At 70.4% G+C, this 15078-nt stretch carries 6 protein-coding genes; 3 read left to right on the forward strand and 3 right to left on the reverse strand.

What is annotated here, in order from left to right; all coding sequences use genetic code 11:
* Positions 1 to 92: 92 nt before the first annotated feature.
* Both BU204_RS08570 and BU204_RS08575 read right to left on the reverse strand, forming a co-directional pair.
* Positions 93 to 3347 (reverse strand): S8 family peptidase, encoded by a 3255-nt coding sequence (locus BU204_RS08570; protein WP_158073419.1) that lies wholly within the window; start codon positions 3345 to 3347, stop codon positions 93 to 95.
* Between the two features lie 278 nt (positions 3348 to 3625).
* Positions 3626 to 6892: a S8 family serine peptidase gene (locus tag BU204_RS08575; RefSeq protein ID WP_143229376.1), complete on the reverse strand. Its 3267-nt coding sequence runs from the start codon at positions 6890 to 6892 to the stop codon at positions 3626 to 3628.
* Between the two features lie 241 nt (positions 6893 to 7133).
* On the opposite strand from BU204_RS08575, the gene BU204_RS08580 reads away from it, so the two are divergent.
* Positions 7134 to 11129: a discoidin domain-containing protein gene (locus BU204_RS08580; protein WP_075125052.1), complete on the forward strand. Its 3996-nt coding sequence runs from the start codon at positions 7134 to 7136 to the stop codon at positions 11127 to 11129.
* Between the two features lie 54 nt (positions 11130 to 11183).
* Positions 11184 to 11969 (forward strand): alpha/beta fold hydrolase, encoded by a 786-nt coding sequence (locus BU204_RS08585; RefSeq protein ID WP_075125053.1) that lies wholly within the window; start codon positions 11184 to 11186, stop codon positions 11967 to 11969.
* Positions 11970 to 12015: 46 nt separating this feature from the next.
* Here BU204_RS08585 and BU204_RS08590 read toward each other — a convergent pair whose 3' ends face one another.
* The gene (locus tag BU204_RS08590) at positions 12016 to 12900 is read right to left on the reverse strand and encodes a pentapeptide repeat-containing protein (protein WP_075125054.1); all 885 of its coding nucleotides are present in this window, start codon (positions 12898 to 12900) and stop codon (positions 12016 to 12018) included.
* Positions 12901 to 13565: 665 nt separating this feature from the next.
* Between BU204_RS08590 and BU204_RS08595 the strand changes: the two genes are divergently transcribed.
* Positions 13566 to 15078 (forward strand): MFS transporter (locus BU204_RS08595; protein ID WP_143229377.1); only part of this gene is annotated, 1513 nt, incomplete at its 3' end.

A 15078-nucleotide genomic window follows, 5' to 3' on the forward strand; every position in this document is an offset into this window, starting at 1 on the left:
CGACGAAAACTGCCATCGGCCATTCGGCCAGTGTTGTTGGGACTAAATATTTTCGTGCGATCGTGATTCCGCAACAACTCCGACCTGGCGGATCATCTCCGCAGCTTGTAGGCGTCGATGAGCGTCTGGTGCACGGTGTTGCCCTCGCGGTCGGTGGCCTCCGCCCGCAGCGAGACGGTCTGGGCGTCGGCGGGGTGGTGCAGGACCGCTGTCAGGTTTCCCGTGATCCGCACCGGTTGCCAGCTCGTGCCGCGGTCGTAGGAGGCCTCGACCGTGATCGACCTGGGTTTGGTCGTCGCGCCGGTCTGGTCCTGCATCCGCAGTGGCACGAGGAACTGGCGGCCGGCGGGTGCGGAGTTGTTGTCGTCCAGTTCTGGGAGGAACCGGACCGCGTTGAGGTCGACCGCCTCCGGCTCTTCACCATCCACATGGACCGAAGTGAACGTCCACTCCGCGCTGACGGACGTGGTGGTGTCGAACAGCTTCGGGCGGGTGGCCGTTGTGACCAGCCGGTACCCGCGGGGTTCCGCGGGCAGCCCCTCGAAGTAGCCGCCGCTGTACGACGACTCGCCGATCAGCTCGTCGCCCAGGTACAGCTCGGTGCGAGCTGACTCCGTGACGGTGTAGCCGGCGTTGCCCGAGGAGTCGCCGAACAGGGGAATGGCCACGTCGAGATCATCGCCGGACCGGCCGGCCCACGGCCACCGTGCCGGTGGTAGCGCCGGTCCGAACACCGCGTGGTTGATCCGCAGTGGGTAGGTGCGGCCCGCTCGGTACGCGGTGGGCGGCGTGCGGAAAAACGCGACCGGGTCTCTCGTCTCCGCGTCCTCGAGATCCAGGGACGTGGACCAGAGGACGCCGGCGTCGGTGTTGACGTACTCGGTGCGGGCTCCGGGTACGGGCACCTCAACAAGGCGGTCCACCACCACGTTCTTGCCTGACACCGGGAACACCGATCGCACACCGAGGAGCCCTTCGGACGCGGGGCCGAACTCGGCCCGCAGTGTCGCGAGGTCCCGTTGGCGCACCTCCTTCTCGAACCCGTTCGGCAGCCCGCCCTCCGGGAACCAGGACAGACCGTAGAAGGAGCCGTTCTGGGCGAGCCACCGTGTGATGACCTCACCGGAGATCGTGGTGCCGGGCAGGGCGTCCCCGAGGTGAGCCGTGGAAATGGTGGTCTCACCGGAAATGAGCACCGCCGTACCTCTGCTGGTGAACTCGTTCTCCACCATGGTCCCGATCTGGCTCAGAAGTTGCTCCGCGGCAACCGGCGGGGTTACGCGGACAGGCCGTGTCCGTCGGGTGTCGGCGGTCACGGTGAGGTTCCGGTCCACCACGAGACCCGGATGCATCATCACGTCGAAGTGGCTGGTCTGCTCCTGGTAGCCCACAACGTCGAGAAGGTAGTGGCCCTTGGGCAGGCGGAGACGGACCGAGCCGTCCTCGTCGTACGGTATCTCCTCGGCGTCGCTGTCCAGCCCGCGCAGCATCATGTCGTACTCGGGGGTGGGCTCACCGTCGGGGCCGAGGACGTTGACAGTGAGGTCGTAGCTCTCCACCTCGCGGGTGACGGCCAGGGGTGTCCTGGTTGTCGACTGGCCGGTGGTCGCCATGACCGCGCCGGAGTACACACCGTCGCTCCCGCCGAGGCGGGTGTCGGCGGTGACGGTGACCGAGGCGGTGCCGCGGGCTGGAACGGTGAGTCGGGTGGTGCTGAGTGAGAAGAGGTCGGCGGGTGTGCCGTTGGGGCCGGTGGCCTCGGTGGACAGGGAGAGTGTGAGGTCTGTTTCGCCCAGGTTTTCGTAGGTCAGCTCCTGGTACAGCGGCTCGTCGTCCTCGTGCGGCCAGGTTGCCGTCCCAAAGTTGACGCTGGCCGGCTGGGTGACGACGGTCTGGGCCAGTGCCGCGGGAACGTCGACCCGCCCGGCGCCCTGGTCGAACGCGGTGAGCGAGGGGTGGGGGCGGGCCGAGCCGGCGAGGGCGGCCTTGAGCCGGGTGCCGGTCCAGTCCGGGTGCCGCTGGGCGAGCAGCGCGGCGGCGCCGGCCACGTGCGGCGTGGCCATCGAGGTACCCGACAAGGCGGTGTAGCCGTCCACCACCGGCTCGCCCACGGTGCCTTCGGAGTGCCGTGCGGCCACGATCTCCACCCCGGGTGCGGTGATGTCGGGTTTGATGCCGCCATCGCCGACTCGCGGCCCACGACCGGAGAACTCGGCGATCTCGTCGTTTCGGTCGACCGCACCGACGGTGAGCGCCGCGGCGGCGCTGCCCGGCGAGTCGATCGACTCCGCGCCCGGGCCCCAGTTGCCGGCGGCGATGACGAAGAGTGTGCCGTGTTCGGCGGAGAGGGCGTTGACCGCTTCCTCGAGCGGGTCGAGTTCTGTGGTGTCGGTACCGCCCAAGCTCATGTTGACGATGTCGGCGCCCTGTTCGGCTGCCCATTCCATGCCGCCGATGATCCAGGAGTCGAGGCCTCCGCCGGAGTCGTTGAGCACCTTGCCGTCGAGGATCCGTGCTCCGGAGGCGACGCCGCGGAACCGGCCGTCGGATTTCGCCCCGGTGCCCGCGACGATCGAGGCGACGTGCGTCCCGTGTCCCACCCGGTCGACGTTGTCCGGGGCGTCGGTGAAGTTCTGTTCGGCCGCCTCGCGGCCGGCGAGGTCGGGGTGAGTCTGGTCGACACCGGTGTCGAGTACGGCCACAGTGGTGCCGTCGCCGGTGTAGCCGGCTTCCCAGGCAGTGGGGGCGCCGATCTGCGGCACGCTGTGCTCCACAGTGGACTTCCGCTTGCCGTCGAGCCAGATCTTCTCGACGCCGCCGGTGGTTCGGCGGGTGGTCGTGCCGTCGGTGAGCGCTTCCCAGGTCTTGCTTCCCTTGTCGGCGTTCAGGGCGACCGCGTCGATGCTGGGCAGCTCCCGCGTGGCGGTGGTGGCGGCAAGGCGGGGTGCGGGGCGGTTCTCGGGGTGGGTGACGATCAGCGGCAGGGTGTCCCGGTCGGCGTCGCCGTAGCCCGATTCGAGCAGGGTCTGTACGTCGAACAAGCGCCGGTCCAGGCGGCCCTGCGCCAGCAACCGTGCCGCATCCGTCGGGACCACGTAATCGTGCCCGTCCCGGCTGCGGACCGAGAAGGTGATTCCCTCCCGGCCCTCACCTGGCTGGACCGATCTCACCCTGCCGTTCTGGACCATGACCTGATCCCCGGTCACCAACGTGACCGTTCGGATCTCGCCGCTGCCCGCTCGGTCAGGTGGTGTCGTTTCCGGTGGCGCGGCGGCGGCCGCGGGGGCGGTGGCGAGCACCGTCCCGAGGACCACCCCGCAGATTCCGGTTCTTCTGCTGGTTCGCACGTGGCACCCTTCCTCGTGGAGGGGGCGGCCCATGGCGCGGCACGCTTCGCCGCGTGTCTCTCCGACGAGACCCGGCGCCCCCGGTTCCGTTTCGCGGGCACCACGCTGCCGCATCCGCCGAGAGGCGAGGATCAGCCGATGGGTCGGTTCCTTGGTGAACAACAAGCTCTCTGGCGTGCAACCTGATGAGGTGGTCCCAGCGTCGACGATCGTGCCGCCCCGTGGGAGCGGCACGATCGTCGACTGCCGGCTGCCGCCGACGTGGACCGTTCAGGCACTTACCTCCGCAGCTTGTAGGCGTCGATGAGCGTCTGGTGCACGGTGTTGCCCTCGCGGTCGGTGGCCTCCGCCCGCAGCGAGACGGTCTGGGCGTCGGCGGGGTGGTGCAGGACCGCTGTCAGGTTTCCCGTGATCCGCACCGGTTGCCAGCTCGTGCCGCGGTCGTAGGAGGCCTCGACCGTGATCGACCTGGGTTTGGTCGTCGCGCCGGTCTGGTCCTGCATCCGCAGTGGCACGAGGAACTGGCGGCCGGCGGGTGCGGAGTTGTTGTCGTCCAGTTCTGGGAGGAACCGGACCGCGTTGAGCTCGATCGCCTCCGGCTCCTTCCCGTCCACATGGGACGAGCTGAACGTCCACTCGGCGCTCATCGACGTCGTCGTGTCGAACGTCTTCGGTCGGGTGACGGTGGTCGTCAGCCGGTAGCGGCTCTCCTCCGCGGGCAGTCCTTCCATCGTGCCGCTGCCCGCGGTCGGTGTCTCGGCGAGCAGCTCGTCGCCGCGGTACAGCCGGGTGCGCGCGGAACCGGTATACGAGAAGCCCGCATTGCCCGACGAATCCCCGAAAAGCGGGATGTTCAGCTCGAGGTCGTCGCCGACCCGATAGGCCCACGGGTCGTCGTTCCTCGGCAGCGCCGGGCCGAACACCGCGTAGTTGAAACGTGCCTGGTAGGTCTGCCCGGCCCGGTAGGCAGTGGCCGGCGACCGCAACGACCCGTGTCGCTGCGCGGTCTCCGGGTCGTCGAGGACCAGCTCGGTGCTCCACCGCGTGCCGCCCTCGGTCGAGAAGTACTCGGTGCGGGCGCCGGGCACCGGCACCGGGCGGCCGATGCCGAGCCCGAACGTGGCACCCGTGCGAGGGTGCGGGTACACAAAACGCAAGGCGTTGACGTTCTCGGCCGTGGGGCCGAAGTCCGCGCGCACTGTTGCGAGGTCCTGCTGGCGTACCACCTTGTCGAACCCGGTCGGCAGCTCGCCCTCCGGGAACCAGGACAGGCCGTAGAACGAGCCGTCCTCATCGAGCCAGTGGGTGTTGACCCTGCCGGTGAGGGTGGTGCCCGGCAGCTCGTCCCCGACCTGAGCCGTGGAGATCCTGCTCAGGTCGTCGAAGAGGACCCCCAGCCCTGTGGTGCCCGCCTCGGTCTCGACCCGGTACGCGATATCGCCCAGCACCAGGTCCACGTCCTCGCGCGGCGGGGTGACCCGGACCGGCCTTGTCCGGCGCGCGTCCATCGTGACGGTGAGGTCCCGGTCCACCAGCAGTCCCGGGGCCGCCAGGAGGTGACCGTGCCCGGTCTGCTCGTCGGACACCAGGACGTCGAGCAGGTACTGGCCCTTGGGTAGTCGGACCTGGAACGAGCCGTCCTCCTCGGAGAAGGACTCGTAGGTGCTGTTGTCGAGCCCCGCCAGCGTGGCCTGGCTGAGGGCGGCCGGTCCACCGTTCTGGTCGAGCATGTTCACCGTCAGGTTGTAGCTCTCCACCTCACGGTCGATCGCGAGCGGTGTCCTCGTCGTCGTCCCGGGCCCGGTGGCCACCACCGCGCCGGAGTACACGCCGTCGGTCTCGCCGAGGCGGGTGTTGGCGGTGACGGTGACGGTGGCTGTGTCGCCGGCGGGGATGGTGAGTTCGGTGGTGTTGAGGGAGAAGAGGTTGGTTGGTGTGCCGTCGGGTCCGGTGGCGTCGGTGGTCAGGGAGAGGGTGAGGTCGGTGTCGCCGAGGTTGTGGTAGGTCAGCTCCTTGCTGACCGGCTCGTCGTCGTCATGCGGCCAGGCCGCGACGCCCAGGCTGATGCTGGTGGGTTCGGTGACGATGCTCTGGGCGAGTGCCGCGGGCACGTCGACCCGGCCGGCGCCTTGTTCGAAGGGTGTGAGGGAGCGGTGTGGACGGGCCGAGGCGGAGAGGGCGGCTTTGAGTTGGGTGCCGGTCCAGTTGGGGTGGCGTTGGGCCAGGAGTGCCGCGGCGCCGGCCACGTGTGGTGCGGCCATCGAGGTGCCTGAGATGGCTGTGTAACCGCCGACGACGGGTTCACCGACGGTGCCGTTGGCGTGTCGTGCGGCGATGATGTCGACGCCGGGTGCGGTGATGTCGGGTTTGATGCCGCCGTCGCCGGCCCGCGGTCCACGCGCTGAGAATTCGGCGAGGTCGTCGTTTCGGTCCACGGCGCCGACGGCGAGTGCGGCGGCCGCGCTGCTCGGCGACTCGACCGTGCCCGCGCCGGGGCCGGCGTTGCCGGCGGCGACGACGAACAGCGTGCCGTGCTCGGCGGAGAGGGTGTTGACCGCTTCCTCCACCGGGTCCAGCTCCTCGCCGTCATTGCCGCCCAGGCTCATGTTCACCACGTCCGCGCCCTGGTCGGCGGCCCATTCCATGCCGGCGATGATCCAGGAGTCCATGCCCCAGCCCTCGTCGTCGAGCACCTTGCCGTCGAGGATGCGCGCTCCGGACGCGACGCCGCGGTAGCGGCCACCGGATTTCGCGCCGGTGCCGGCGACGATCGAGGCGACGTGGGTGCCGTGTCCGATGCGGTCGACTGCGTCGGGTGCGTCGGTGAAGTTCTGTTCGGCGGCCTGACGGTCGGCGAGGTCGGGGTGGGTCTGGTCGACTCCGCTGTCGAGCACCGCCACCGTCGTGCCCGTGCCCGTCAGTCCCGCCTCCCAGGCGGTGGGGGCGCCGATCTGCGGGACGCTGTGTTCGAGGGTGGGCTGTCGTTTGCCGTCGAGCCAGATCTTCTCGATGCCGCCGGTGGTTCGGCGGGTGGTGGTGCCGTCGGTCAGCGCTTCCCAGGCTCCGCCGCCCTTGTCGGCGTTCAGGGCGACCGCGTCGATGCTGGGCAGCTCCCGGCTGACGTTGGTGGCGGCCAGGCGGGGTGCGGGGCGGTTCTCGGGGTGGGTGACGATCAGCGGCAGGGTGTCCCGGGTGGCGTCGTCGTAGCCGAGTTCGAGCAGTGTTGTCACGTCGAACAACCGTTGGTCCAGGCGGCCCTGCGCCAGCAACCGTGCCGCATCCGTCGGGACCACGTGGTCGTGCCCGTCACGGCTGCGGACGGAGAAGGTGGTTCCCTCCCGGCCCTCACCCGGCCGGACCGAACTCACCCTGCCGTTCTGGACCATGACCTGGTCCCCGGTCACCAGCGTGACCGTGCGGACCTCGCCGGTCGTCCCGGGAGCCGGCGGCGCGGCTCCCGGTGGCGCCGCGCCGGCCGCCGGGGCGGTGGCGAGCACCGCACCCAGGACCACCCCGCATGTTCGAGACTTCCTGCCGAGTCGCACTGGCACCTCCGATGGGGATGGGCGGGTCGTTCTGCCCGGGCAAGCTAGCCACGCGCCGGCGAAGGCGACCTCGGCCGATCGGCCAGTGCGTTGGGAACTAACCGAGAACTTTCTGATCGACGCCGTTGACTTCCTGCAGCTTGTGCGCAACTCTGATTTGGATCACCGCAAAAAACGAGCAGACTGATGCAAATACCGATCATCCCGCTGTCCTGTCCGTCTCGACGATGAGAGCGACGCAATGAGAGCGAAGAGAGTCGTGTCCTGGCTGACCGCCTCGGCACTGGTCACCGGGGTGTTCGCGGTGACCGGCCAGTCGAGCGCCGCGGCCGAACCCCATCCCGCCGACCTCGCCCATGGCCGATCGGTCATATCGAGCGACGGCGGTTCGAGTACGGCCGCCGTCACCGACGGGGACGCCGAGACCTACTGGGAGAGCTCCACCGCCCGGCAGCGGTGGTTGCGCGTCGACCTCGGGAGGACGGCCCGGCTCGGCGAGCTCGTACTGAAGGTCCCGTCCGGATGGGACAGCCGCTCGCAGGTGCTGGCCGTGCGTACCGGCGCGGAGACCGGCGCCATGCAGACCGCGGTCGCCGCGGCGCCACGGGTCTTCGACCCCGCCAAGGACAACACGGTCCGCCTCCAGCTCGCCGGCGTCACGGCCCGCTTCGTGCAGCTCGACTTCACCAACAACGGCGGCCGGGACACCGCCCAGCTGGCGGAGCTGCAGGTGTTCCCGGCGCGGGTGTCCACCCGCGACCTCGTCCGCGCCGTCTCGACGAGCAGCTCGCTGGGTCAGTACCCCGCCAGCAACGCCACCGACGGCAACCCGGCCACCTACTGGGAGAGCACCAACAACGCCTTCCCGCAGTGGATCCAGGTCGACCTCGGCGCGGTCGTCGCGGTCAACCGCGTGGTGTTGGCGCTGCCGCCCGGCTGGGAGGCGAGGACCCAGACCATGGCCCTGCGGCGCAGCGAGAACGGCTCCGCGTTCAGCGATCTGGTCGCCTCCACCGGCTACCGGTTCGACCCCTCGACGCAGAACAGGGTCACCATCGACTTCGCCCAGACCAGCACGCGGTACCTGCGGGTGCACATCACCGCGAACACCGCCTGGCCCGCCGGGCAGGTCGGCGAGGTGACGGTACTCGGTCCGGCCACCGGCGACACCGAGGCGCCGAGCGCACCGACCAACCTGGCCCTGACCCAGCCGGCGAGCGGGCAGATCCGGCTGACCTGGCAGGCGAGCAGCGACAACGTCGGCGTGTCCGGGTACAACGTCTACGCCAACGGTTCGCTGCGGACCAGCGTCGGCGCCGGGGTTCTCACGTTCACCGACACCCAGCCGGCGAGCGCGACCGTGACCTACCACGTCCGCGCGCGGGACGCGGCGGGCAACGAGTCCGCCAACAGCAACGCCGTGGTCCGCACCGGCACCACCCAGGGCACGAACCTGGCCCTGGGCAAGCCCATCACCGCTTCCGGCCACGTGCACACGTTCGTCGCCACCAACGCCAACGACGACTCGCTGACCACCTACTGGGAGGGCAACGGCGGGGCCTACCCCAACACCCTGACCGTGAGCCTCGGGTCGAACGCCACGATCACCTCGGTCGTGGTGAAGCTGAACCCCGACCCCGTCTGGGGCCCGCGCCGGCAGACCTTCGAGGTACTGGGCCGGGACCAGGACGCCTCCTCGTTCACCACGCTGGCCCCCTCGGCCGGCTACGACTTCAACCCGGCCAGCGGCAACGCCGTGACCGTCCCGGTCACGGCGACGGCGGCGGAGCTGCGGTTGCGGTTCACCGCGAACACCGGTGCTCCCGCGGGGCAGGTGGCCGAGCTGCAGGTCATCGGCGAGCCGGCGCCGAACCCGGATCTCACCGTCACCGGGCTGAGCTGGACGCCCACGGCGCCGTCGGAGAGCGACACGGTGACCCTGTCGGCCACCGTGCGCAACGCGGGGGAGCGTCCCGCACCCGCCGCTCCGGTGACCTTCCAGCTCGGCGCGGACGAGGTGGGCACGGCCCGGGTCGGTGCCCTCGCCGCCGGTGCGAGCGCCACCGTGACGGCGAACATCGGCGCGCGCGACGCGGGCAGCTACCCCGTGCGTGCCGTCGTGGACGTCGACGACGAGGTCGTGGAGAAGGACGAGACCAACAACGCGTTCACCAGCTCGTCCTCGCTCGTGGTGACCGCGGTACCGACCTCAGACCTGGTCGCGTCCTCGGTCAGCTGGACGCCGACCAGCCCGCGCGAGGGCACCGCGGTGACCTTCTCGGTGGCGATCCGCAACCAGGGAACGGTCGCCTCCGCCGGCGGCAGCCACGGCATCACGCTCACCCTGGTCAACGCGACGACCGGTGCGACGGTCCGCACGCTGACCGGCGCGTTCACCGGCACCATCGCCGCGGGCGCGGCCACCGGGCCGGTCAACCTGGGCACCTGGACGGCCGCCAACGGCCGGTACACGGTGCGGGTGGCGCTGGCGGCCGATGCCAACGAGCTGCCGGCCAAGCAGCCCAACAACACCTCCACCCACAGCCTGTTCGTCGGTCGCGGGGCGAACATGCCCTACGACATGTACGAGGCCGAGGACGGACGGACCGGCGGCGGAGCCGCAGTGGTCGGTCCGAACAGGACGGTTGGCGACCTCGCCGGCGAGGCGTCGGGCCGTCGCGCGGTCACGTTGAACGGCAACGGCTCCTACGTGGAGTGGACCACCCGCGCGCCGACGAACACCCTGGTGACCCGGTTCTCGATCCCGGACGCCCCGGGCGGAGGCGGCATCAGCTCGACGCTGAACATCTACGTCAACGGCAGCTTCCACAAGGCTGTCTCGCTGACCTCGAAGTACGCCTGGCTCTACGGCAACGAGGCGAGCCCCGGCAACTCGCCGAGCGCCGGCGGCCCGCGGCACATCTACGACGAGGCCAACGTCATGCTCGACTCGTCGGTACCGGCGGGCAGCACGATCCGGCTGCAGAAGGACCCGGCCAACAACACCACCTACGCGATCGACTTCGTGAGCCTCGAGCAGGTCTCACCAACCGCGAACCCAGACCCGGCGCGGTACACCACGCCGACCGGGACCGGGCACCAGGACGTGCAGAACGCCCTGGACCGGGTGCGGATGGACACCACAGGGAACCTGGTCGGCGTCTACCTGCCCCCGGGCGACTACCAGACCACGAGCAAGTTCCAGGTGTACGGCAAGCCGGTACGGGTGGTCGGGGCCGGCCCGTGGTACACCAGGTTCCACGCACCGTCCACCCAGGAGAACTCGGACGTCGGGTTCCGCGCCGAGGGCTCCGCGAACGGGTCGCTGTTCTCCGGCTTCGCGTACTTCGGCAACTACACGATCCGCAACGACGGGCCGGGCAAGGTGTTCGACTTCGGCACGCACGCGAACTCGACGATCGAGAACATCTGGGTCGAGCACTTCGTGTGCCTGTTCTGGGGCATGAACACCGACAACATGACCATCAGGAACAACCGGATCCGCAACATCTTCGCCGACGCGGTCAACATGACCAACGGCAGCTCCGGGAACCTGGTGTCCAACAACGAGTCCCGCGCCTCCGGTGACGACAGCTTCGCGCTGTTCAACGCTCAGGACGGCGGCGGCGGGGAGGTCACCGGCAACACCTACGAGAACCTGACGTCGATCCTGACCTGGCGGGCCGCCGGCATCGCGGCCTACGGTGGGTACAACAACGTGTTCCGCAACATCTACGTCGCGGACACGCTGGTGTACTCCGGTGTCACGATCAGCTCGCTCGACTTCGGCATCCCGATGAACGGCTTCGGCGCCTCACCGCCGACCCGGTTCGAGAACATGTCGATCGTCCGGGCCGGTGGGCATTTCTGGGGCGCGCAGACCTTCCCGGGAATCTGGGTGTTCTCCGCGTCCAAGGTGTTCCAGGGCATTCGCGTGTCCGATGTGGACATCGTGGACCCGACCTACAGCGGGATCATGTTCCAGACGAACTACGACAACGGGCAGCCGCAGTTCCCGGTGGCGGACACCGTGTTCACCAACGTCTCGATCAGCGGTGCCCGCCGCAGCGGCGACCAGTTCGACGCGAAGTCCGGGTTCGGTATCTGGGTCAACGAGATGCCGGAGGCGGGCCAGGGCCCGGCCCGGGGCTCGGCGACGTTCACCAACCTGACCCTGACCAACAACGCGGTGGACATCAGGAACACGACGACGACGTTCACGATCGTCCGGAACTGACCCTCCCGCCCGCGGGCACCGGCCGTTGTCGGTGCCCGCGGGTACGGTCCGCCCATGACGAACATGGTCACCTCGGCGGATGGCACACGGATCGCCTACGACCTGCTCGGCTCGGGCCCGCCGGTGGTCGTCGTGGGCGGGGCGACCTGTGAGCGCACCAGGATGGCGGGCATCGCCGAGGAGCTGGCGGAGCACTTCTCGGTGGTGAACTACGACCGGCGGGGCCGGGGGGAGAGCGGCGACGCCGAGCACTACGAGGTGGCGCGCGAGGTCGAGGACCTCGGCGCGCTCGCCGCGGCGGTGGGCGGTCCGGTCGCACTCTACGGCCACTCCTCGGGAGCCGGCCTCGTCCTGCAGGCGAGCGCGGCCGGCGTGCCGGTGTCCAGGGCCGTGCTGCACGAGCCGCCCTACGTCGCCGCGGACATGGCGGCCGAGTCGCGCGCGAGCGCGGCCGAGCTGACCGCACTGCTGGGGCAGGGCCGCCGCGACGACGCCCTGGCGCACTTCCTGACGATGACCGGCGTGCCGGCGGAGGAGGTCGCCGGGTGGCGGACCGAGCCCTGGTGGGCCGGGACCGCGGCGCTGGCCCACACGCTGGCCTACGACACGGCGGTCCTGGGTGGCCCGACCGGCGGCACGGTACCCACCGCGCTGGTGGCCGCGGCCACCGTGCCCACCCTCGTCCTGGTCGGCGGCGCGAGCCCGGAGTGGATGCTCGAGACCGTGCGGGACCTCAGCCGCGCCCTGCCGGACGGCCGGCTCCAGGTCCTGCCCGGCCAGCACCACGTGGTTCCGCCGGAGGTCCTCGCCCCGGTCCTGCGTGAGTTCCTCGCCCCGTAAGTCCTCGGTGTGCCCGGGTAGGCGGGTCGGTCGGGACGGGCAGGGGTCAGCTGTGGACCTCGTCGACGCGGTGGAGGAGGCGGTGCTGGGCGTCCGGCTCGAGGACGAAGGGGGTGTCGTGCTCGTCGTCGGGGTCCCGCTCGTCGAGGAGGTCGGTCGCCTCGAGGAGCCAGGTGGTGGCGCCGGCGGAGACCAGGCCGGGGGTGTCGGCCAGTGCCTCGATGCCACCGGTCTGCTGGATCTGCCGCAGGGCGTCGGCCAGGCCGACCACGTCGCTCGGCTCGGCGTGGTCGGTGGGGTCCCAGGCGTCGTGGTAGGCCTCCTTGCCCGCCTGGACCACCGCCGACTCGTCGGCGACGACGAAGTCGGCGCGGTGCAGGACGGTGAGGCGGAGGGCGGGCTCGGAGGCCCCCTCGATCTCGGACTCGGCCCCCTCGATCTCGGACTCGGCCTCGTCGGACTCGGAGTCCTCGAGTTCGTCTTCCTCGAGTTCGTCTTCCTCGAGTTCGTCTTCGTCGAGTTCGTCTTCGTCGTCCAGGTCGGTGTCGTCCAGGTCGGTGTCGTCCAGGTCGGTGTCGTCCAGGTCGGTGTCGTCCAGGTCGGTGTCGTCCAGGTCGGTGTCGTCGAGGTCGGTGTCGTCGAGGTCGGTGTCGTCGAGGTCGTAGGTGTCCTCGTCCTCCTCGACCTCGTCGAGGCCGAGAGGGGGCACGGTGGCGCTGAGCTCGTACTGGGCGTCGGCGTAGGCCGCGGCGGCCTCGGCCAGGGCCTCGGCCACCTGGTCCACCGCCTCGGTGTCCTCGCCGACACCGGGCAGCTCCAGTACCGCCGCGCTGTGCTGGCGGATCGCCTCGACCAGGTTCGCCGCCGCGGTCCGGAACGACTCGCGGGCCTCGTCGGTCCACAGGGTGTCGTTCTCGTCCAGCTCCATCATCCCGCGCCCATCCTCACCGGGCGGACCTCCGGCGGGTCCGCGTCGCGCCGGACGCTACCGGAGCCCTCCGGCCCGCCGTGCGCGAGCCGGCGCGTCCGCCTCCCCGACCCGCCGCTACCGAATCGAGATGAAAGAAAGCCCGAAACCCGTTCACGAACCCGGTTCCGAAATGTGGGAATGCGCTGTTCTGAACGGTAATGGGAGGGCGAGAAGCGGCCGTGGACACTTTGTTTCCCTGCTTCGCTACGGCCGAACGGGTGACGTGCGGGATCCCCAGATCGCCACGGCCTGCGACCAGATCGGAGCGCACAACGCGCATCCGGCTCCGGTAGGGGCGAGCCGTATTACAGCTAACACCCAATTGTGATGTACAGCCATTCCACTGTCACACGACAGGTCGTAATCTCATCGTCAGACAACGCGTTACAACCCAACAGAATGAGGAAGCGGAAGTTCTCTGACCAGTCTGACCAGTCTCACCGGAAGGCCCGTTCGACCGCAAACGCAGATGCAATTGCAACCTCCCTCGCCGAGCGTCGCAGGACCCCGGCGACGAACCCCCTGCGCCCCCTCCAGCAACGCGGATCAGGTCGTCGTCCAGCGCACCTTTTCGTGATGTGCCGCGACCTGCCACGCCCGTGAGGCTGTCCGAGCTGGAGGCCGGCATGAGGCCGAACCATGTCGTCGGGCGCAACACGCCGCCCTACCGAGTCCTTGTTCCGGCCCGCCCGGCGGGTGCGGCCGTGCACCGGGCCGAACAGCGCCCGCAGGTGACCGAGCTCCCGGTCGGCGGCGCCCGCCTCGCGCTGTCGTTGTCGGTGCTCATCGCCGTCCCACTGCTCGCGTTGAACCTCCGGCCCGCCGTGACCAGCGTCGGCGCCGTGCTGGCCGACATCCGCACCGGTACGGGCATGTCCGCGGTCCTGGCCTCGGTCGTGGTGGCCGCGCCGGTCTGGTGCTTCGCCGTCGGCGGCGGTCTGGCCTACAAGCTGCGGGGAACCTGGGGCACCTCCCGAACGGTCACCGTGGCGCTGCTCGTGCTGGCCGCGGCCCTGGCCGGCCGGGTGGTCGCGGGACCGTACACGCTGCTCGCCGGCACCGTGCTCGCCTGCCTGGCGATCGCCGTGCTCGGCACGCTGCTCCCGGTGATCACGCACGCCGCCCCGACCAGGGCCTGGGCGTTGCTGACCGGCTGCTACGTGGCCGCGATGGGTGGCGGCAGCGGGCTCGGCGCGTTGATCACGCCGCACGTCGCCGGCGGGCAGACCTGGCAGACGGGCGTGAGCGCGTGGGCGCTGCTGGCCGCGGCCGCGTTGGTGGCCTGGCGGGTGGCGGTGCGGCGGTTCATCGAGCAGCCGGTGGACACGGGGGAGCGGCCGAGCCCGTTCACCCTGCGCCCGGTCGGGATCGCCTGGGCCGTGACCATTCACTTCGGCCTCACGTCGGGCTTCACCTTCACGATCATGGGGTGGCTGCCCAGCATCCTGCTCGACCACGCGAACGTCAGCCCGACCGTCGTCGGCTGGATGTTCACCGTGGCGATGGCCCTCGGCGTGCCGATCGCCCTGCTGGTGCCGAAGTGGGCGCGGGCGTCGACCAGCCAGTCGGCGCTGGCGATAGCCCTGTGCGCGCCGAACCTGATCGCGATGGGCGGCCTGCTGCTCTATCCGGACATCACGCCGTGGGTGTGGGCGGTCGGGCTCGGCCTGGGGATGCCGTCGGTGGGCCTGGCGCTCGCGCTGATCTCGCTGCGGGCCGCGCCGGACGGCGACACCGCCGCCGCGCTGTCGTCGATGGTGCAGGGCTTCGGCTACGCCCTCGCCGGCGCGACGGCCCTGGCGGCGGGGTTGCTGCACAGCTCGACCGCGTCCTGGGAGTGGCCGCTGATCGGCCTGCTCGGCGTGCTCGTCGGCCAGCTGATCACCGGGATGTACGCGGGCTTGCCGACGACCGTCTACTGCGGCCGCCGTGCGGCGCGGGCCCCGCTGGCGCCCGTGCCGGCACGGCGCCCGGCCCCGCCGCCGCGACTCGCCGCGCGTCCGCTGCCCGCCCAGGTTCCCTCGCCGGTGACCACGGGCCCTCTGCCGGTGTCCTCACCGGTGTCCCCGCCCGTCCCCGCCCCGCGCCAGGCACCGCCGGCCTGGGGCCCGCAGCCCTACCAACCGCCCCGAACCGCGG

The sequence above is a fragment of the Actinophytocola xanthii genome, assembly GCF_001921205.1.
Lineage (GTDB): Bacteria > Actinomycetota > Actinomycetes > Mycobacteriales > Pseudonocardiaceae > Actinophytocola > Actinophytocola xanthii.

Excerpts from the sequence above, each read along its gene's own strand:
- BU204_RS08580 (WP_075125052.1), top strand. The coding sequence starts at position 7,134 with ATGAGAGCGAAGAGAGTCGTGTCCTGGCTGACCGCCTCGGCACTGGTC.
- BU204_RS08585 (WP_075125053.1), top strand. The coding sequence starts at position 11,184 with ATGACGAACATGGTCACCTCGGCGGATGGCACACGGATCGCCTACGAC.
- BU204_RS08590 (WP_075125054.1), bottom strand. The coding sequence starts at position 12,900 with ATGATGGAGCTGGACGAGAACGACACCCTGTGGACCGACGAGGCCCGC.